We start from the raw sequence: 19,569 nt of genomic DNA, 5'->3' as shown, positions 1-19,569 counted from the left end.
CCGCTCTCCGGAGCGCGAGTCCCGCTCTGGGGAGCACGAATCCCGGTGTGAGGCGCGCGAGTCCCGCCCTGGGGCAAGCGAGTCCCGCTGAGCGGTCGGCCCTGGGCCACTGCTCGGCGGGACTCGCCGGTTCAACGGGCGTGGCGGGCTCCGGCCCTGCGCACCGTGCGCCGCAACTGGAGGATGCGCGCCCCACCCGGTACGGCCACCAGCAGCACCCCGCAGATCGCCGCCAACAGCAGCGCGACCCCCAGCGGGAACTGTCCGCTCATGCCGAAGAACGCGATGTCCACCGGCTGGTTGTTCTGCAGGATGAACACCAGCAGGAGCAGCAGCACGACAGCCGCCAGGATCATGCCGATCCACAGCCCGCTGATCCGCGTCCTGCGCACTTTCACTGTCGGTGCTGGTGGTGGGGTCGTCTCCGGCTCGACCGTGGTGGCCGGTTCCTGCCTTGCACTGTCATGATCGATCATGACGTTCACCCTCTTCCACCGAGGAGCAGCTACTGGACGGATGCGCCAACCCGGTGAACCTCCACGGTAGACCCGGGGCCGCGACCTGGCAGAGTGACGTCACGTGGTCGGATCAGCGGCATGACACCAGGCGCGTCGTCTGTGAAGGTGCTCGGTTGACGGCGCGGGAGAAGTGATGCAGGTTTGCGGCGGGCTGTCGCATCGCCGCAGGTCAGGAAGCGTCCTCCCCGCGCGAGCGGGGGTGTTCCCTTCACCTATGTGTACGGCGGTGGTGCAAAGGCGTCGTCCCCGCGCGAGCGGGGTTCCGCACCAAATCCGACCTGTCACCGACCCGACCGCCGCCAGCGCGGGACTCGCCCACCGGCGAGCGGGACTCACACGCTCCAGAGCGGGACTCGCCGTACTGGAAGCGCCGACACACCATGCGCGAACCGCCGACACGCCGTACCGGAGGCGCCGACACGCGGGGCAGGAAGCGCCGACACGCGGTGGGGCTGGGTCAGGCGACGAGGGTGAGGGCGTTCGGGACACAGTCCAGGTGCAGGGGCAGTTCGCGCTGGCGTTCGCCGTCGGCGTAACCGACCCAGTCGTTGCCCTCGATCGTCAGCGACCTGGCCCGCAGCGTGGTGACGGCCGGGTGATCGGTGTGCCGGCCCGCCCGCAACTGGGGCAGGATGCGGACCAGTTGGCCGCGGCCGACCCGGCGGGCGATCGTCACGTCGAGCAGGCCGTCGGCGGGGTCGGCGTCGGGGCAGACGGGGATGCCGCCGCCGTAGTACGGGGTGTTGCCGACGGCGATCAACGTGGCGTCCAGTTCGAGCGACTCGTGCTCGGTGCGGACCACGAGCTGGTCCGCCCGCAGCTGGGCGATCTCGGCGAGCACGGCGAGGTCGTAGCGCCGCGGCCCACGGGGCCAGCGCAGCTGGTTGGCGCGTTCGTTGACGCGGGAGTCGAACCCGGCGCAGAGCACGGTGCCGAACCACGCCCCGCCGCGGACCCGGCCCAGGTCGACCTGGCGGCGACTGCCCTGGCGCAGCGCCTCGTCCACCCCGTCCAGGCTCAGCGAGAAGGCGCGGGCGAAGTCGTTGCCGGTACCGGCGGGGATGATCGCCAGCGCGGTCTGGGACCCGGCGCAGGCCTGCACGGCGGCGTGGGCGGCGCCGTCCCCACCGAGCACGGCCAGCACGTCGGCGCCGCCGGTCACCGCCTCGTGGGCGAAACGTGCGGTGCCCTCGGCGTCACGGGCCACGAAGGGCTGCACGTCGGGGCTGATCTGCCGCAGGCGCGCGGCCACGGTTCCCGCGACGCGCCCGGCGGCGCCCAGCCCCGAGGCCGGACAGACCAGTAGGGCGATCCTCATGTGGCGTCGTCGTAGCGCTGCTTGGCCTCGGCGGCCAGCTGCGACTCGGGCGTGGGCTGCTCGGGATGCGTGGACAGGTCCAGCGGGGAGGCCTCGTCGTCGGACAGCTCCGACCAGTCGTCCTCGGTCTTCTTCCTGCGGTCGTTGAGCCGGGAGAGCTGCACGGCCAGCTCGAACAGCACGGTCAGCGCACCGGCCAGCACGCACATGGAGATCGGGTCCTGGCCGGGGGTCGCCACCGCGGCGAAGCAGAACAGGCCGAAGATGATGCCGCGGCGCCACTTCTTGAGCTTGACGTAGGGCAGGATGCCGACCCGGTTGAGCATGACCACCAGCAGCGGCAGCTCGAAACTCACGCCGAACACCAGGATCAGCGCCAGCAGGAAGGACAGGTACTTGTCAGCGGTGAAGGCGTTGACGAACTCACCGGAACCGATACTGGCCAGCACCAGCAACGCCTCGGGCACCACGTAGTAGGCCAGCGCCGCGCCCGCGAGGAACAGCAGGGCGCCCGCGCCGACGAACACCCGCGCGAACTTCTTCTCCTTGGCGTACAGACCGGGCGTGATGAACGCCCACAGCTGGTACAGCCACATCGGGCTGAACACCACGGTGCCCGCGACCAGACCGACCTGCAACCGCACCATGAACTGCTCGAACGGCGCGGTGGCCAGCAGCTTGTCCTCGGTGCCCGGCAGCTTCAGGTTGTTCGGCAGGCTCGTGTACGGGGCGAGCAGCAGCCTGCCCAGCGAGGGCACCGGCCCGAGGCTGACCCCGAACCACACGAAGCCGAAGATCGCGCCGATACCGATGCCGATCAGTGCGAGGCCGAGCCGGTAGCGCAGCTCGTACAGGTGCTCGACGAGCGTCATGGTGCCGTCGGGGTTGTGCCGACGGCTGCGGCGACGCCGCTTGGCCTTGCGCTCCGTGCCCTTGCCTGACGGCTGCTCCGTCACCGTGTCGCCCCTGCCCGCTCGCCGCCGTCACGGCGACCCCAATGATTCCGCCTGCGTTCCGCGATCGCCACGCCCAGTGCGGCCACCCGCGCGCGCAACAAGCCGGAGCGGTCGCTGAACCTGGCACGTGCAAGCCTGCTTGCCGAGGACAGTCCGCGCAAGGACCTGAACACACGCAACAGGGCGAGCACCAGCAGGACAAGGCCCAGGATGATCAGCAACGCACTTGGCAGGTACGGCACGGGTACACGGTAACCGGATCACCCGTCGAGCTGGTCACCTGCCCTGCGCAACGCGTCCTGGGCCCGGTGCAGCACCCGCTCGGCCAACTCGGGCGGGCTGAGCACGACCGCCTGGCCACCGGTGCCCAGCACCAGCCGCACCACCCAGTCCGGGTCGGTGTAGCGCATCGTGATCCGGCAGCGGCCGCCGTCCAGCTCGGTGACCCGCTCCACCGCGTAGTACTCGGCGATCCACCGCCCGTCCGGCTCCAGCACCAGCTCGACGTTGCGGTGCCCCTCCTGGGGCCGGAACAGGCCCTCGGACACGTCGGTGGGCTCGGCGTAGGGCGGCGGGGCGGCGGGCTCGTCCAGCACCTCGATGGCGTCGATCCGGTCCAGCCGGAACAGCCGCACGCCCTGCGCGCTGCGGCACCACGCCTCCAGGTAGCTGCGGCCCTCCACCAGCAGCACGCGCATCGGGTCCACGGTGCGCTCGGTGATCTCGTCCCGGGAGGCGGTGTAGTACCGGATGTGCACGGCCCTGCGCCCCTGCACTGCCTGGGTGACGGCCGACCGCACCTCGGGCGTGGCCTCCGGCTCGCGGGTGGCCAGCCCGACCACGACCCCGGCGGGACGTGCCTCCCCGCCGGCGGCCTCCACCTTGGCCAGTGCGCGCTGCACGGCGTCGGCGTCGGCCACGCCGGGGGTCTCGGCCAGTGCGCGCAGGGCGACGACCAGTGCGGTGGCCTCGGCCCCGGTCAGCCGCAGCGGGCGGCGCATGCCCGCGTCAAAGCCCACCGTGATCGTCTCACCCTCGAAGGACAGGTCGATCAGGTCGCCGGGGCCGTAGCCGGGCAGCCCGCACATCCACAGCAGTTCCAGGTCGCGGCGCAACTGCCTGGGCGACACGCCGAAGTCGGCGGCGGCCTCGTCCACGCGGATGCCCGGCCGGGCGATCAGGTAGGGCACCAGCGCCAGCAACCTGGCCAGGCGCTCCGTCGCCGCCGTACTCATCCGCCGCACCTCGCTCCGCTCGGCGCGTGCATTCGCACTGGCCCTGCGCTGAATGGTTCGCTCGCAAGCTCGCTCACCCGGTCACCACCTTCCGCGCCGCCGCGACCGCACCGAGCAGCCGTTCGTACACGGCCTTGCGCAGCACCTCGGGTTCGAGCACCGCCACGTCCGCGCCGAACCCCGCGATCCAGCCCGCGGCCGATTCGGGCAGCCGCAGCTCGATCTCCAGCAGGTCGCCCGCCACCCCGTCCACGGTGCGCGTGCCGACCACCTTCGCGCGCCTGCGCAGGCCCTGGGCCTGGCCCCGGGCCACCCACAGCAGGGCGGTGGTGCCGGTGACCGGCTCGTCCCCGCTGCCGCGCACGAACTGCATCAGGTCCACCTCGCCCGGCGGCTGCACCACCCCCGGCCTGCCGACCGCCCGCGCGGTGCCGACGATGCGGGACAGCCGGAAGCAGCGCACGGCCTCGCGGTCCCGGTCGTGGCCGACCAGGTACCAGCGACCGCGCCAGGACACCACGCCCCAGGGCTCCACGGTCCTGGTCAGCACCTCAACCGGCGCGGGCTTGCGGTAGTCGAACCGCACCACACTGCCGGTCTGCACGGCGGCCAGCAGCGGGGCGAACGCGGGCTCGGAGGTGCGCACCCTCGGTTCGATCACGGCGGGGGTGGACTGGTCCACGTCGACCCCCGCGGCGCGCAGCTTGAGCAGCGCTCCCTCGGCGGCCCCGGTCAGCTCCGGGGAGTCCCACAGCCGCACCGCGAGCGCCACCGCGGCGGCCTCGTCCGGCTCCAGGTCGATGTCGCCCAGCTCGTAGTCCCGGCGCGCGATCCGGTAGCCCTCGGCCTGGTCGAAGGCGGTGTTGCGGCCGGTCTCCAGCGGGATGCCCAGGTCGCGCAGCTCGGCCTTGTCCCGCTCGAACATCCGGTAGAACGCCTCGGGTGTGGCGGCGTCGGTGTAGCCGGGCACGATCGTCCTGACGCGCTCAGCGGACAGGTACTGGCGCGTGGACAGCAGGCACAACACGAGGTTGACCAGACGCTCGGCACGGACTATGGACACGGTGGCACCCTAACGCCGTGCGGCCCCGGTGCGTCCGCGCGACCTCCCGGTGCTCGGGTGAAAGGCACATCTGGTCGGTTCTCGTAAGGTTGCTCCCCGTGGAGGGGCGAGCGGACAACAGCGTGTCCGGCACGGTGCACGGCACTGTCGTGCAGGGCAACCAGGTGCACATCACGCAGGTCACGCACACCGTGCCGGTGCCCTGCCAGCTGCCACCCGAACTGCCCGACTTCACCGGACGCGCGAGCGACCTGGCCGCGCTGGACGCGCTGCCCGCCGACCGGGGCACGGTGCTGATCACCGCGATCCACGGCATGGGCGGCGTTGGCAAGACCGCGCTGGCGGTGCACTGGGCGCACCGGGTCCGCGACCGGTTCCCGGACGGCCAACTGCACGTGAACCTGCGCGGCTACGACCCGGGACAGCCCGCCCGCCCCGACGAGGTGCTGGACGGCTTCCTGCGGGCGCTGGGCGTACCGGCCGAGCAGATCCCGGCCGGGCTGGACGCGCGCACCGCGCAGTTCCGCGCGCTGTGCCAGGGCCGCAGGCTGCTCGTGCTGCTGGACAACGCCAACAACGCCGAGCAGGTACGCCCGCTGCTGCCCGGCTCACCGGGCTGCCTGGTGCTGGTGACCTCGCGGGACAGCCTGCACGGGCTGGCCACCACCGAGGGCGCCGGTCGGCTGGCGGTGGACCTGCTGCCCGAGGCCGAGGCGCTGGCCCTGGTGCGGGGGATCATCGGCGAGCGCCGGGCCGAGGCCGAGCCGGCGGCGGTCGCCGAGATCGTGCGGCTGTGCGCCGGGCTGCCGCTGGCGCTGCGCATCGTGGCGCACCGGGTGGGCGGCCCGCTGGCGGTCGTCGCCGAGGAGTTGGCCGACGAGCGGGAGCGACTGGACGCGCTGAGCGCGGGCAGTGACGAGCGCAGCGCGGTGCGGGCGGTGTTCTCCTGGTCCTACCGGGCGCTGAGCGCCGAGCAGGCCGCCGCGTTCGACCTGCTCGGACTGGTACCGGCGCCCGAGGTGAGTGTGCACGCCATGGCCGCGCTCGCGAACACCTCGGTGGCCAGGGCACGGCGCACGCTGACCGCGCTGGCCGAGGCGCACCTGGTCGACCAGGTGGCGCCCGACCGGTACGGCTGCCACGACCTGCTGCGCTCCTACGCCCGCGAGCTGGCCGCCGAGCGCGATCACGACGTGGCACCGCACCGGCTGCTCGGCTTCGCCCTGCACACCGCCTCGGCCGCCGACCACCTGCTGTTCCCGGCCGCCAACGCCTGGTCCAGCGACGGGGCGCCGCCACCTGCCCACCCGCTGCCGCTGGCCGACCACGCCGCCGCGCTGGCCTGGTTCACCGCCGAGCGCCCCCTGCTGATCGCCCTGGTGCGGCAGGTCACCGGCATGGACCGGGCGGTGTGGCAGCTGACCGCCGCCATGTGGTCGTACTTCAAGCGGCAGATGGTGTTCGACGCGGTGTGGGTGGAGGTCTTCGAGCTGGGCCTGGCGGCGGCGCGGCGCTGCGGCGACCGGCTCGGGCAGGCACACCTGCACAACTGCCTGGCCGACGCGTACCGGATGGCCAGGCGGGCCGAGGACGCGGCGGCGGCGGCCAACCGCGCGCTGGCCCTGTGCCGGGACCTGGGTGATCGCAACGGCGAGGCCGCCGCGCTGAACAACCTCGGCACCTCCAGCCGGGACGCAGGCGAGCACGAGCAAGCGCTTGAGCATTACCGCAGGGCCCTGCGGCTACGGGAGCGCACCAAGGACCGGTACCGGCAGGCGATCACCCTGAACAACCTCGGCAGCACCTGCATCACCCTGCGCCGCTACGACCTGGCCCTGGAGTACCTGACCGAGGCGCTGGCGCTGCGTGAACGGCTGGATGACCCGAACGGGCTCAGCGTCTCGCTGAACAACCTGGGCAACCTGCACCGCTACGAGCGCCGCTACGAGCAGGCCATCGACTACTACCGGCGTGTGCTGGCCCTGCGCGTGGAGCTGGGCGACACCTTCGGGCTGGCGCTGACCACGAACTGCCTGGGCATGACCTACGCCTCGATGGGCCGCCCGCAGGAGGCGATCGAACAGTTCGAGCACGCGCTGCGGCTGCGCCGCGAGGCCGGGGACCGCGACGGCGAGGCGTTCACCCTGAGCAAGATCGGCTATGCCCTTGAGGTGCTCGGCCGGAGCGGGGAGCGGTCGCGCACTGGCGGGCCGCCCTGGCCGTCTTCGAGGAGACCGGCAACGCCCGCCGGGCCGAGGAGATGCGGGGGCTGCTGGCCAGGGGCGGCCCGGACCGGGCCGCCCCCTAGGTCACAGCGAGGCGATCAGCCGTTCCACCCGCTCGTCCACGGCACGGAACGGGTCCTTGCACAGCACGGTGCGCTGTGCCTGGTCGTTCAGCTTCAGGTGCACCCAGTCGACCGTGAAGTCCCGGCCCGCGGCCTGTGCCGCGGCGATGAAGTCACCGCGCAGCTTGGCCCTGGTCGTCTGCGGCGGGGTGTCCTTGGCGGCCTCGATCTCGCCGTCGTCGGTCACCCGGTGCACCAGGTCCTTGCGCTGCAACAGGTCGAAGATGCCCCGGCCACGGCGGATGTCGTGGTAGGCCAGGTCCAACTGGGCGATGCGCGGGCTGGACAGCTCCAGCCCGTGCTTGGACTGGTAGCGCTCGATCAGCCGGTGCTTGACCGCCCAGTCGATCTCCCGATCGATCTTGGACAGGTCCTGGGCCTCCACCGCGTCCAGGGTCTTGCCCCACAGCTCGACCACCCGCTGCGCGGTCGGGTCCGGCGCGCGCTGCGCGACGTGCTCCACCGCCTTGGCGTGGTACTCGCGCTGGATGTCCAGCGCGCTGGCCTCCCGGCCACCGGCCAGCCGCACCAGCCTGCGCCCGGTCAGGTCGTGGCTGATCTCGCGGATGGCCCGGATCGGGTTGTCCAGGCTGAAGTCGCGGAACTGCACGCCCTGCTCGATCATCTCCAGCACGAGGTTGGCGCTGCCCACCTTGAGCAGGGTCGTCACCTCGGACATGTTCGAGTCGCCCACGATCACGTGCAGCCTGCGGTAGCGCTCGGCGTCCGCGTGCGGCTCGTCCCGGGTGTTGATGATCGGCCTCGACCGGGTGGTGGCGCTGGACACGCCCTCCCAGATGTGCTCGGCCCGCTGGGACAGGCAGTACACGGCCCCGCGCGGGGTCTGCAACACCTTGCCCGCCCCGCAGATCAGCTGCCTGGTCACCAGGAACGGCAGCAGCACGTCGGCGATGCGGGAGAACTCCCCCGCCCTCGCGACCAGGTAGTTCTCGTGGCAGCCGTAGGAGTTGCCCGCCGAGTCCGTGTTGTTCTTGAACAGGAAGATGTCGCCGCCGATGCCCTCGTCGGCCAGCCTCCGCTCGGCGTCGACGAGCAGGTCCTCCAGGATCCGCTCACCGGCCTTGTCGTGGGTGACCAGCTGTGTGAGGTCGTCGCACTCCGCTGTCGCGTACTCGGGGTGCGAGCCGACGTCGAGATACAGGCGCGAACCGTTGCGCAGGAACACGTTCGAAGATCGTCCCCACGACACGACGCGCCGGAACAGGTACCGCGCCACCTCGTCGGGGGACAACCGACGCTGCCCGTGAAAGGTGCAGGTCACCCCGAACTCGGTCTCGATGCCGAAGATCCGCCGCTGCATCTCTCCACAGTAGGCGGTTGTCGGCCAACTGACCGTGCGCCGTTCGGGGAAGCGTGCGGATTTTCCACTACCTTCCCATAACGGTAGGTGTCGCCGACCCCCGATTGGACGCCTGTGAGCCCCCGGTTTCGCCCGGTCAACCGCCTGGACCACGCACTGATGCAACGCAGCGCCGCACTGCCCCGCTCGCGCGCCGACACCGTGCTCAAGGTCATCTCCGCGGCCGCCAACCACAGCCTGCTGTGGGGTGCGGTGGCCGCCGTGCTCGCCGCGCGCAAGGGGCCAACCCGGCGGGCCGCCCTGCGCGGCATCGCGGCGATCGCGGGCGCCAGCTTCACCGCGAACGCGGTCGGCAAGACCCTGCTGCCCCGCCGCCGCCCGGCCGCCGAACTGGTCGCCGAGCACCGCCGCCTGGTCAAGCGGCCGACCTCCTCCTCGTTCCCCTCCGGGCACGCCGCCTCCGCCGCCGCGTTCACCACCGCCGTGGCGCTGGAATCGCCCAAGGCGGCGGCCGTGGTCGCCCCGCTGGCGGCCGCGGTGGCGTACTCGCGGGTGCACACCGGGGTGCACTGGGGCTCCGACGTGGCCTGCGGGGCGCTGGTCGGGGTGGCCGCCGGGCTGCTCACGCGGCGCTGGTGGCCGGTGGTGGACGAGCAGGCGCCGCCGACCCGGCGCCGGGTCGAGGTCCCGGCCTTCGAGCAGGGCGAGGGCCTGCTGTTCGTGGTCAACCCCAACTCCGGTCCCGGTGAGGGCGACTTCTCCGAGCAGGTCCGCGAGAACTGGCCCTCGGCGACCGTCGTGCTGCTGGACCAGGACACCGACCTGGACGCCCTGGTCGGCGAGCACGGCCCCAAGGCGCTGGGTGTGGCCGGGGGCGACGGCACCGTGGCCGCCATGGCCGCACTGGCCACCGAACACGACCTGCCGCTGGTCGTGCTGCCCGCGGGCACCCTCAACCACTTCGCCCGCGACCTTGGCGTGGACGCCGTGCAGACCGCACGCGCCGCCGTGCGCGCCGGGGACGGGGCCGCCGTGGACCTGGGTGCGGTGACCGTGGGCGGGTCCGAGCCGCGGCTGTTCCTCAACACCGCGAGCCTGGGCGGCTACCCCGACCTGGTCCGGCTGCGCGACAAGCACGCCGACCGCTGGGGCAAGTGGCCCGCCGGGGCGTACGCGCTGATCCGCGTCCTGCACGAGGCCCGGCCACTGGACGTCACGATCAACGGTGAGCGGCTGCGGGTGTGGATGCTGTTCGTCGGCAACAACGTGTACCTGCCACGCGGTTTCGCCCCGCTGACCCGCGCGCGCCTGGACACCGGCCTGCTCGACGTGCGCTACCTGCGTGCCGACCTGCCCCTCTCGCGGACCCGGTTCATCCTCGCCGCCGTGCTGGGCGCCCTGCACCGCAGCCACGTGTACCGCCAGGCCGACCTGCCCCGGCTGCGCGTCACGGTGCACAGCGCCCCCGTGGCCATCGCCACCGACGGGGAGGTCGGCGAGCAGGCCACCCGGTTCGAGTTCACCGCCCGCAGGGCCGCGCTGGTGACCTACCTGCCCCAGCTGTCATGAAAGTGCCGTTCCTGGCGTTGAACGCCAGGAACGGCACTTTCATGACATCGGTGTCAGCGCAGGGCGAGGAACTGCTTGCCCGACTTGTCGGCCCCGCCGGCCCACAGGCCGCCACCGGGGACGGCGGTCAGCACGCCCACCCGCCGGGTCGGGGCCGTCGGGCCGGTGGCCGTCTGCCAGCCGGAACCGGTCCAGCTCAGCAGCCCGTTGGTGGTGTCGCCAGTGCCGCCGATCCCGGCGTACAGGGTGCCGCCGTCCTCGGCGAAGCCGGTGAGCCGGGTGTCACCGGTGTCCGGCACCGGCACGAGGCCGAAGCCCTGCGCGGTCCCGCGCAGCACGATCGCCTTGCCCGGGACGTACTTCGACTGGTAGCCGCCGGCCCACACCTCACCGTTGGCGCGCACCAGCACCGAGGTCAGCCTGACGTCCTCGGTGAACCCGGGCAGGGCGGCCCTGGTCCAGCTGGTGCCGTCCCAGTGCACCAGGTAGGGCTCCGACTTGGCGTTGGCCACGTCCGCGTTGATCGACCCCGCGGCCCACACGTCGGTGGCCGACACGGCGTGGACGGCGGTCAGCGAACCCGAGTAACCGGCGGGCACCGGGGTCCGGGTGACCGACCAGCTGCTGCCGTTCCAGTGGCCGACCTGCGGGTGGAAGTAGCCGTCGCCGCGATCGGAACCTGCCGCCCACAGGTCGCTGGCCGACCTGGACTGCGCGGCGAGCACCTCGAAGTCCTTCGAGCCCTGCTCGGTCCACCGCCCGCCGTTCCACCGGTATCCCGGGAACCTGGTGCTGCCACCGCTGTCATCGCGGCCGAAGACCCACTCGTCGGTGGCCGACACCCCGGTGACCGCGCTGGGCACGAGGGACTCGCTGGGCAGTGTCAGGGTGGTCCACTGCTGACGCCCCACTGCCAGACGCGCTTGTACGTGCGGTGGTTGCCGATGATCCAGTACTCGGTGCCGAGCGCGATGGCCGAGTCGTGGTTGAACGCGGTGATCTGGTCGGTGTACCAGCCGTCCATCGTGGTCGGCGGATTGTGCACCTGCCAACCGGGCTCGGCCGCGCCGGCCTGGGCACCGGTGCCGAGCACCAGCATCATTCCCGCTGCCGCGGCAGCCAAGAGTCTTCGCATGGGCGGGATGCTAAGGAACTCGTATATCGGGCGATTATCGCGTTGTGGCAAGAAAAGCTAGGCTCCGCCCGTGACGCGGTGGCGGGCACTGGGCTGGACCGCCCGCGGCGTCCTGACCGTATGCCAGCGGCGTGTGGACCGCCCTCGCCGTGATGACGAATTGGTTGCCGCAGAACGTCTTCGCCCTGTTCGTGTTCGTCACCGCCGTGCCGCTGAGCCGGGTACTGGCGCAGCACGGGCAGCGGCGAGTGCGGTGAACGCGCGGCGGCGCCACCCGCGACGAGCACGGGTGGCGCCGCGTGGGACCTCAGGTCACTGCTCGGGCTTGGGCTCCTCGGCCGCGGGCTCCGCCGCGGGCGCGGTGCTGGCCAGCAGGGTCTCCAGGGCAGCGCCCTGGATGCGCCGGAACGCCCTGCGCGGGCGCGAGCGGTCCAGCACGGCGACCTCCAGCGGGCGGGCCGCGCCGTTGGTGGCGGCGGAGCTGCCCGCGTCGAAGGCGGAGACCGCCACGCGCAGCGCGTCGGCGAGCTCGGCGCCCTCCTGGTAGGAGTTCTTCAGCGCGGTGGAGATCGCCTCGGCCTGCCCGCCCATCACCACGTACTGCGGCTCGTCGAAGATCGAGCCGTCGTAGGTGAGGCGGTAGAGCTGGTCCTGCCCGTACTCGGTGCCGACCTCGGCGACGCAGACCTCCACCTCGAACGGCTTGAGCTGCTCGGTGAAGATGCTGCCCAGCAGACCGGCGAAGGCGTTGGCCAGCGCGCGGGCGTTGACGTCCCGCCGGTCGTACTGGTAGCCGCGCAGGTCGGCGTGCCGCACACCGGCCACCCGCAGGCTCTCGAACTCGCTGTAGCGGCCCACGGCGGCGAAGCCGATGCGGTCGTAGATCTCCGACACCTTGTGCAGGGTGGAGGAGGGGTTCTCGGCGACGAACAGCACGCCGCCGGTGTAGGTCAGCACGACGACGCTGCGCCCCTTGGCTATGCCCTTGCGGGCGAGCTCGGAGCGGTCCCGCATCACCTGCTCGGCCGAGGCGTACAACGGCATGGTCACGATGCGGCTCCCAGGAGTGAGGTGGTCAACGAAAGGCTCCGGCTCAGCGCGCAGCGCGGGTTCGGTCGGCGACGACGGCCTCGGCCACGGCGGCGGTCCGCTCCTCGGGCAGCCGCACCGCGCCCTCGGCGGTCACCGTGATGACCACCGGGAAGATGCGGCGCACCAGGTCGGGACCGCTGGTTGCGGAGTCGTCGTCGGCGGCGTCGTAGAGCGCCTCGACGGCGGCCCGCACCGCGGCGTCGGCGTCCCCGTCCGGGTCGTGCAGCTTCTTGAGCGAGGACTTGGCGAACACCGAGCCCGAGCCGATCGAGTGGTACCCGGAGTGCTCGTCGAACCGGCCGCCGGTGACGTCGTAGGTGACGATGCGCCCGGCCCGGTCGGGGTCGGCCGCCTCCACGTCGTAGCCCACGAACAGCGGCAGCACGACCAGGCCGGCCATGGCCGCTTCCAGGTTGCCCTTGAGCATCGTGCCCAGCCGGTTGGCCTTGCCGTCCAGGGTGAGCGAGACACCCTCGATCTTCTCGTAGTGCTCCAGCTCCAGGGCGTAGAGCCGCACCATCTCCACGGCCAGGCCCGCGGTACCCGCGATGCCGACCGCCGAGTACTCGTCGGTGACGTAGACCTTCTCCATGTCCCGGTGGGCGATCACGTTGCCCTGGGTGGCCCTGCGGTCGCCCGCGATCAGCACACCGCCCTTGTAGGTCACCGCGACGATGGTGGTGCCGTGGGTGAACTCCACCGGGTGCGCGCCCGGTGCGACCCGGCTGACCGGGAGCAGTTCGGGGGCCTGCACACGCAGGAAGTCGACGAAGGAGGACGTGCCCGCGCTGAGATAAGCCGCGGGCAGCGCCGCACCCGAAGAGGACCTGTGGTTCACCGTGCTGTCTCTCCTCCCGTAGTGAAACCGGGCGCGGCCTTGTACCGCGAACGGCAACACACTCGACCGTTCACCGAAGAACTGCGCTGGCGGCTACTCGCCGCCCTTCTGCACGTAGGCCCGGACGAAGTCCTCGGCGTTCTCCTCGAGGACGTCGTCGATCTCGTCCAGGATCGCGTCAACGTCCTCGCCGAGCTTCTCGCGACGTTCCTGGCCTGCCGGGGCCGCGCCCTCGGCGGACTCGTCGCCGTCACCGCCGCCGTGCTTCTGGACCTGCTCCTGGGACATCTCGCCTCCCTGAACTCCTGGTGGCCCACCCGCAACGCGATGTGCCTGACAAGAACACTACCCAGCGACACCGACATTCGGTGCCAGCCACTCGGGTCGTGATCAACCTCTTACCCGGTTACGCCCTGGGCTTAACCCCGGGTCAGGGCGTCCACCAGCTCCTCGGCGGTGTTCGCGGCCTCCAGCAGCGCGCCCACGTGTGCCTTGGTGCCCCGCAGCGGCTCCAGGGTGGGGATGCGCACCAGGGAGTCCCTGCCGATGTCGAAGATGACCGAGTCCCAGGAGGCGGCGGCCACCGCGGCCGGGTAGCGCTCCAGGCAGCGGCCCCGGAAGTAGGCCCTGGTGTCCTCCGGCGGGGTCGTGACCGCCGCGCGGACCTCCTCCTCGCTGACCAGCCGCTTCATCGAGCCTCGGGTCACCAGCCGGTTGTACAGGCCCTTGTCCAGGCGCACGTCGGAGTACTGGAGGTCGACCAGCTGCAACCGCGGCGAGGCCCAGTTCAGGCCGTCCCGGGAGCGGTAGGCCTCCAGCAGCCGCAGCTTGGCGGGCCAGTCCAGCCGGTCCGCGCACTCCTGCGGGTCGCGGGACAGCGCGTCGAGGACCTCGCCCCAGGTGCTCAGCACGTGCTGGGACACCCGGTCCGCGCCCTCGTGCTCCAGGAACTCCCCCGCCCGCTCGTGGTAGGCGTACTGGAGGTCCAGGCCGGTGAACTTGCGCCCGCCGGTGACCTCCACGGTGGCCTTGAGCGTGGGGTCGTGGCTGATCGTGTGCACCGCGCGCACCGGGTCGGTCAGCCGCAGGTCGTCGAACCGTCGCCCGGCCTCGATCATGTCCAGCACCAGCGCGGTCGTGCCCACCTTGAGGTAGGTGGAGTACTCGGCGAGGTTGGCGTCACCGATGATCACGTGCAGCCTGCGGTACTTGTCCGCGTCGGCGTGCGGCTCGTCGCGGGTGTTGATGATGCCGCGCTTGAGCGTGGTCTCCAGGCCGACCTCGACCTCGATGTAGTCGGCGCGCTGGGAGAGCTGGAAACCCGCGTGGTCACCGGAGGGCCCCACGCCGACCCGGCCCGAGCCGCAGATCACCTGGCGGGAGGTGAAGAACGGGGTCAGGCCGCTGATCACCGAGGTGAACGGGGTGCTGCGGGACATCAGGTAGTTCTCGTGCGTGCCGTAGCTGGCGCCCTTGCCGTCCACGTTGTTCTTGTACAGCTGCAACCGGGGCTGGCCGGGCACGGTGGCCGCGCGCATCGCGGCCTCCTCCATGACCCGCTCCCCCGCCTTGTCCCAGATCACCGCGTCCCGCGCGTTGGTGACCTCGGGTGCGGAGTACTCGGGGTGCGCGTGGTCCACGTAGAGCCGGGCGCCGTTGGTCAGGATGACGTTGGCGGCGCCCAGGTCCTCCACGTCGGGGTCGGTGGGCGGCACGCCGGGGGCGCCCAGGTCGAAGCCGCGCGCGTCGCGCAGCGGGGACTCCACCTCGTAGTCCCAGCGGGCACGCCGGGCCCTGGGGATCTCGGCAGCCGCCGCGTAGGCCAGCACCACCTGGGTGGAGGTCAACACCGGGTTGGCCGTCGCATCGCCGGGCACGGCGATGCCGTACTCGACCTCGGTTCCCATGATCCGCCGCATGAGGGCAGCCTACGACCTCCGGGCGAGGGGGCCACCAGAAGTGGCCCCCGTGACCCAGCTCACCCGCTGGCCAGTCCCGCCGCCGGGCGTACCCTCGCCGCCAACCGGGCGGGGAACACCGAGGTCAACACGGCCAGCGCCACTACGACAGCACCGCCGACCAGCAGCGGGGCCAGTTGCGCCGAGGGCAGCACGTAGACGCCGACCCCGGCCATCAGCAGCTCCCCGTACTCCAGACCGAGCACCCCGCCGCCGACCAGACCGACCAGTGAGAGCAGCACCGCCTCCGCGATGATGCCCAGGAGTACACCCCCACGGGTGACACCAAGGGCACGGCGCAGCGCCAGTTCCTTGCGGCGCTCGCGGACCGAGATGGTCAGCGCGGTGCCGATGCCGGTGACCGCCACGGCCACGCTCAGGCTCAGCAGCACCATGAGCGCCACGGTGGCCAGGTCCATGTTGCGCTGCAACTCCGCGGAGTGGTCGGCGGCCGTCTTGACCTGCACGGTGGGCGCACCGGCCAGTGCGGCGGTCACCGCGTCCCGGTAGGCCGCCGGATCGGCATCGGGCCTGAGCGCGACGAGCACGGAGCTGGCCGGGGCCAGGTTCGGGTCGCCGAGCACCACCCCGTTGCCGCCGAGCAACTCGTTCGGCACGAGGGCGGCGACCGTCACCGTGCGGGAGCCGCCGGGCAGGCCGTCCAAGGTGATCCGGTCGCCCTCAGCGACGGGCAGCCAACTGGACACCAGCGCGCTGTCGGCGCCCGGTACGGGCTTGCCGAGGTAGTCCGCCAGCGCCGCCGGGTCGCCGCCCGCGACCGTCACCCGGTTCGGACCGCGCCGGCCACCGGGCATCGTGACCTCCTGCGTGACCTGCCCCAGCACCGCGCTGGCCCGGACCTGCGGCTGCCGCACGGCGTTGAGGACCTGTCCCGGCAGCGGGCGGTCCCCCGTGTCGCTGACCACCACGTCCGGCCGGGGGCGTGAGTCGGTCTTGATGGCGAAGTCGCGCATCGAACTGGTCGTCACCACGGTGAAGGCCACGATGGCGCTGGCCAGTACCAGCGGCATGGCCACGGCGGCGGCGCGGGCGGGCACCCTGCCCAGTTCGGCGCTGGCCAGCCGAGCGTGGGTGCCGAACAGCCTGCCCGCGACCGAACCGAAGACCCGTCCGAGCGCGGGCACCACGGTGGGGCCGAGGGAGCCGAACAACCCTGCGGTGCAGGCGATCGCGGAGAACAGGGCGAAGAACGGCGAGGCGACGGACCTTGTGGTGGCCAGCGCCCCGAGCGCGAGCACCCCGGCCACGCCCAGCAGCAGCAGACCGCGCACGACCCGGCGGCGGGCCAGCTTGGTGTCCGGGGTGGCGTGCTCGGCGGTGCGCAGGGCGGCCAGCGGGGAGACGCGGGCGGCGGCGATCGCGGGCCGCAGCGCGGCGGCCCCGCTGAGCACGCAGGCGACGATCACGCCCACGATGACATGGCCGGGGCTGGGCAGCAGGGCGGGCTCCAGCTGTACCGCGCCCATCATCGGGGACACTCCCGTGACGTCCAGGACCCAGCCCAGCAGCTGGGCGAACGGCCCGCCGAGCAGTGCGCCCGCCACACCCGCGAGCGCGCCGGTGAGCAACGCCTCGACCAGGTTGGCGGCCACCAGCGGGCCGCGGTCGGCGCCGACGCAGCGCAGCAGCGCGGTCTGCCGCTGGCGTTGCAGGTAGACGGCGCGGAAGGTGGCGCCCGCGACGAACACCGAGGTCGCCAGCGCGAGCAGGCTGAACAGCATCAGCAGGGTGCCCAGGGTGCCCGCGCCGCTGCGGTCCGCCTTGTGGTCGGCGCTGAACACGCGCAGCCCCGCGCCGACCACCGGCTGCACGGCGGCGGCCGTGGTGCCCGGGTCCACCTGGAGGTCCACCTCGGTGGTGGTGGCCTTCGGGTTCAGCTTGCCCGCCAGTTGCGGCCCGACGATCAGGAAGGACTCGCCGCCCATGGAACCGCGCTGGGTGATCCCGCTGACCGTGACCTCGAAGGGGTGCCCCGCGGCGTCGGCCATCGCGACCGTCGAACCCGGGTGCAGTCCGCGCTGGTACGCGGTGACCCGGTCGACCGCGATCTCCCCGTCAGCCGCGGGCGCCTTGCCCTGCGCCAGTGTGTAGCGGCGCAGCGAGTCGTCTCCGGGATCGATGGCCGCCTCGCTCCGCTGCTGCCCCGCGCGACCGTTCGCGTCGAGCAGGTCCACCTCCGTGGTGCGGACCGGCACCACGCGCCGCACGCCGGGGGTACCGCCCAGCTTCGCCGCCGCGGCGCCGAGATCGCCGGGCTGGTCGGCCCTCGTGTCGCGCTCCACGGTCAGCCCGATGAGCGCGGGTGTGCGCTCGGAGCCGTCGCTGACCGCGCGCACCATGGCGTCGCCGAGCACGAGGGAGGCCACCAGGCAGGCCACGCCGACCAGCAGCGCCAGCCCCGGCAGCAGCGCGCGGCCGGGGTGGCTGCGGTACTCGGACAGGCCGAGCCGGAGCACAGTCACAGGATTCACGGGGCAAAGCTATGGAGGTGGGCCGTCAGCCTGCGTCGGTCCGCAGGCTGACGGCCCAGTGATACCCCAGTCGCAGGCGACTACGACAGCAGTGCGGCCACCAGCTTCACGGCGTCGTAGCTGCCGAGCCCGGTCACCTGGTCGTAGCCGGGCACGGCCTGGAACGCGCCGTTGCTGCCGCCGACGATGTCGTGCAGGCCGCTGGAAGCCTTGGCGTACAGGGCGGGATTGGCGAAGCCCAGCGCGGGCTTGCCCTTCGAGGCCGCGATCTGGTTGTACAGCAAGACGAATCCCGCCCACTCCGGCGCCGCCGCGCTGGTGCCGCCGACCACGCCGAACTTGCCCTGGCTGAACACGGTCAGCCCGGAGGCCGGGTCGGCGTCGGCCGCGATGTCGGGCACCATGCGCTGCCCCTTGCCCTTGCCCGCCTGGTAGTCCGGCACGGTGAACAGCGCCGAGTTGCCGCCGCCCGCGCCGCTCCAGCCGGTCTCGCCCGCCCGGGTGTTGTCCGGGTTGACCGTCAGATGCGTGCCGCCGGTCCCGGTCACGAACGGGTCGCTGGCCGGGTAGTCCACCGCGAGGCCGCCGTTCTTCTCGTCGTCCGAGCCGTTGTCCCCGGAGGCCGCGAACAGGCTCTGCCCCTGGGCCGCCGCCTGCTTGTACAGGTTGTGCAGGGTGGTCACGTCGGACGGGGCCAGCTGCGGCTCGGGCAGGCCCCAGCTGATCGAGACCACCGGGATGCCGCTGTTCACGATCGCCGCGTAGGTGTCGATCAGGCCCTGACTGGTGTTGGGCCCCTCGAACACGACCTGCCGCGCGTTGGGCGCGATCGCGCGGATCGCCTCGATGTCCAGTTCCACCTCGACCTGGCCCTCGCCCAGCTTCGGCACCCCGCCGTCGACCTTGCGCACGATCGGCGCGGGCGAGCTGAGCCCGAACTGGCGGTCGTAGGCGTCGATGTTGGACTGCTCGAAGCCGTCGAACTCCAGCAGGGCGACCTGTTGGCCGTCACCGCGCACGCCGAGCCCGTTGACGTTGTAGGCGCCCTTGAGCTGAGCCGGGCTCATGCCGGGCACGTCGGCGCGCGGTCGCACCGGCGGGTGGTTCACCCGCGGGCGGTTGTCCAGCCCTGCCACGCCGGTGACCACCGTCGCGAGGGCGGTCGGCAGGGTGGGCGCGGAGTCGTTGGCGTAGTACTCACGGCCGGTGCCCGCCTCGCGCCGAGTGGACAGGTTCGTGGCGAAGGCCTGCTCCACGGCGGAGGCCGGCCCCGAGGCGTTGACCAGCAACCCGTTGGGGTTGACCGAGTCCACGGTCAGGCCCTGGCCACGCAGGTAGCCGGTGAGCTGGTCGATCTGCTCGGCGGTGGCACCGAACCGGTCGGCGAACTGGGCCGGGGACAGGTAGCGGCCGTGCTGTGCCGAGCGCGGGTCGCTGACCTGGGCGATGAAGCCGTCCAGTGCGGCGCCGTCACGCGGGGCGAGGCTGATCGACACGGCGGTGCGCTGCCCGGCGGGCACCGCACCGGTGCGCGGGGCGGCGGCGAGGTCGGCCACCCGGGAACCGGCCACGGCGGCACGGGGCTGGGGCTGGAGGGGGTCGGCGCTGGCGGACTGCCGGATCGCGGCGAGTCCGGCGAGGACGGCGAGCGGGGTGGCGACTGCGGCCACGACGCGGAGGCTCTTGGGCAACCTAAGCTCCTTGCAGGGGGTGGTGCTGTGCGCCAG

Annotated in this window: 16 protein-coding genes and 1 pseudogene; 2 read left to right on the top strand and 15 right to left on the bottom strand. The window is 72.3% G+C overall.

Annotation, left to right across the window (positions count from 1 at the left end):
* Window positions 1-131 precede the first annotated feature (131 nt).
* The 6 genes from KALB_RS15155 to KALB_RS15130 all read right to left on the bottom strand — a co-directional run bounded on the left by KALB_RS15155 (window position 132) and on the right by KALB_RS15130 (window position 5,090).
* Window positions 132-476, bottom strand: a complete 345-nt coding sequence (locus tag KALB_RS15155) for a LapA family protein (RefSeq protein WP_030110080.1) — start codon at window positions 474-476, stop codon at window positions 132-134.
* Window positions 477-975: 499 nt separating this feature from the next.
* Entirely contained in the window at window positions 976-1,836 is an 861-nt protein-coding gene (locus tag KALB_RS15150) for a diacylglycerol/lipid kinase family protein (RefSeq protein WP_025356558.1), read from the bottom strand.
* Window positions 1,833-2,792: a twin-arginine translocase subunit TatC gene (tatC, locus tag KALB_RS15145; protein WP_025356557.1), complete on the bottom strand. Its 960-nt coding sequence runs from the start codon at window positions 2,790-2,792 to the stop codon at window positions 1,833-1,835. Before tatC ends, KALB_RS15150 begins: the two co-directional genes overlap by 4 nt.
* Window positions 2,789-3,034, bottom strand: coding sequence for a bacteriophage holin (locus KALB_RS15140; protein WP_025356556.1), 246 nt, complete (start codon window positions 3,032-3,034; stop codon window positions 2,789-2,791). Before KALB_RS15140 ends, tatC begins: the two co-directional genes overlap by 4 nt.
* An 18-nt stretch (window positions 3,035-3,052) precedes the next feature.
* Window positions 3,053-4,027, bottom strand: a complete 975-nt coding sequence (locus KALB_RS15135) for a helix-turn-helix transcriptional regulator (RefSeq protein ID WP_025356555.1) — start codon at window positions 4,025-4,027, stop codon at window positions 3,053-3,055.
* 73 nt (window positions 4,028-4,100) lie between these two features.
* Window positions 4,101-5,090, bottom strand: a complete 990-nt coding sequence (locus KALB_RS15130; RefSeq protein WP_025356554.1) for a helix-turn-helix transcriptional regulator — start codon at window positions 5,088-5,090, stop codon at window positions 4,101-4,103.
* A 17-nt stretch (window positions 5,091-5,107) separates the two neighbouring features.
* On the opposite strand from KALB_RS15130, the pseudogene KALB_RS49175 reads away from it, so the two are divergent.
* Window positions 5,108-7,261, top strand: a pseudogene (locus KALB_RS49175) (ATP-binding protein); the annotation flags it as partial.
* A gap of 138 nt (window positions 7,262-7,399) precedes the next feature.
* On the opposite strand, the gene pafA reads toward KALB_RS49175, so the two are convergent.
* Window positions 7,400-8,758: a Pup--protein ligase gene (gene pafA, locus KALB_RS49170; protein ID WP_025356551.1), complete on the bottom strand. Its 1,359-nt coding sequence runs from the start codon at window positions 8,756-8,758 to the stop codon at window positions 7,400-7,402.
* Window positions 8,759-8,917: 159 nt separating this feature from the next.
* Between pafA and KALB_RS15110 the strand changes: the two genes are divergently transcribed.
* Window positions 8,918-10,327 (top strand): bifunctional phosphatase PAP2/diacylglycerol kinase family protein, encoded by a 1,410-nt coding sequence (locus tag KALB_RS15110; protein WP_042222118.1) that lies wholly within the window; start codon window positions 8,918-8,920, stop codon window positions 10,325-10,327.
* Window positions 10,328-10,380: 53 nt separating this feature from the next.
* On the opposite strand, the gene KALB_RS15105 is transcribed toward KALB_RS15110, so the two are convergent.
* The 8 genes from KALB_RS15105 to KALB_RS15070 form a co-directional block, all read right to left on the bottom strand.
* Window positions 10,381-11,190: a hypothetical protein gene (locus KALB_RS15105; RefSeq protein WP_148309476.1), complete on the bottom strand. Its 810-nt coding sequence runs from the start codon at window positions 11,188-11,190 to the stop codon at window positions 10,381-10,383.
* Between the two features lie 20 nt (window positions 11,191-11,210).
* Entirely contained in the window at window positions 11,211-11,462 is a 252-nt protein-coding gene (locus KALB_RS15100) for a hypothetical protein (RefSeq protein ID WP_148309475.1), read from the bottom strand.
* Between the two features lie 312 nt (window positions 11,463-11,774).
* Window positions 11,775-12,512 (bottom strand): proteasome subunit alpha, encoded by a 738-nt coding sequence (gene prcA, locus KALB_RS15095; RefSeq protein ID WP_025356547.1) that lies wholly within the window; start codon window positions 12,510-12,512, stop codon window positions 11,775-11,777.
* 43 nt (window positions 12,513-12,555) lie between these two features.
* Window positions 12,556-13,392, bottom strand: coding sequence for a proteasome subunit beta (prcB, locus tag KALB_RS15090; protein WP_025356546.1), 837 nt, complete (start codon window positions 13,390-13,392; stop codon window positions 12,556-12,558).
* 93 nt (window positions 13,393-13,485) lie between these two features.
* Window positions 13,486-13,680, bottom strand: coding sequence for a ubiquitin-like protein Pup (locus KALB_RS15085; RefSeq protein ID WP_025356545.1), 195 nt, complete (start codon window positions 13,678-13,680; stop codon window positions 13,486-13,488).
* A gap of 131 nt (window positions 13,681-13,811) precedes the next feature.
* The gene (gene dop / locus KALB_RS15080) at window positions 13,812-15,311 is read right to left on the bottom strand and encodes a depupylase/deamidase Dop (RefSeq protein WP_025356544.1); all 1,500 of its coding nucleotides are present in this window, start codon (window positions 15,309-15,311) and stop codon (window positions 13,812-13,814) included.
* 59 nt (window positions 15,312-15,370) lie between these two features.
* Window positions 15,371-17,842, bottom strand: coding sequence for an FtsX-like permease family protein (locus KALB_RS15075; protein WP_236650259.1), 2,472 nt, complete (start codon window positions 17,840-17,842; stop codon window positions 15,371-15,373).
* Window positions 17,843-17,922: 80 nt separating this feature from the next.
* Complete coding sequence (locus KALB_RS15070; protein WP_042220358.1) at window positions 17,923-19,533, bottom strand: S53 family peptidase; 1,611 nt, start codon at window positions 19,531-19,533, stop codon at window positions 17,923-17,925.
* Window positions 19,534-19,569: the final 36 nt, after the last annotated feature.

The organism is Kutzneria viridogrisea DSM 43870 (genome assembly GCF_000525635.1).
Lineage (GTDB): Bacteria > Actinomycetota > Actinomycetes > Mycobacteriales > Pseudonocardiaceae > Kutzneria > Kutzneria viridogrisea.
This window is presented reverse-complemented; position numbering and strand designations above follow the sequence as displayed.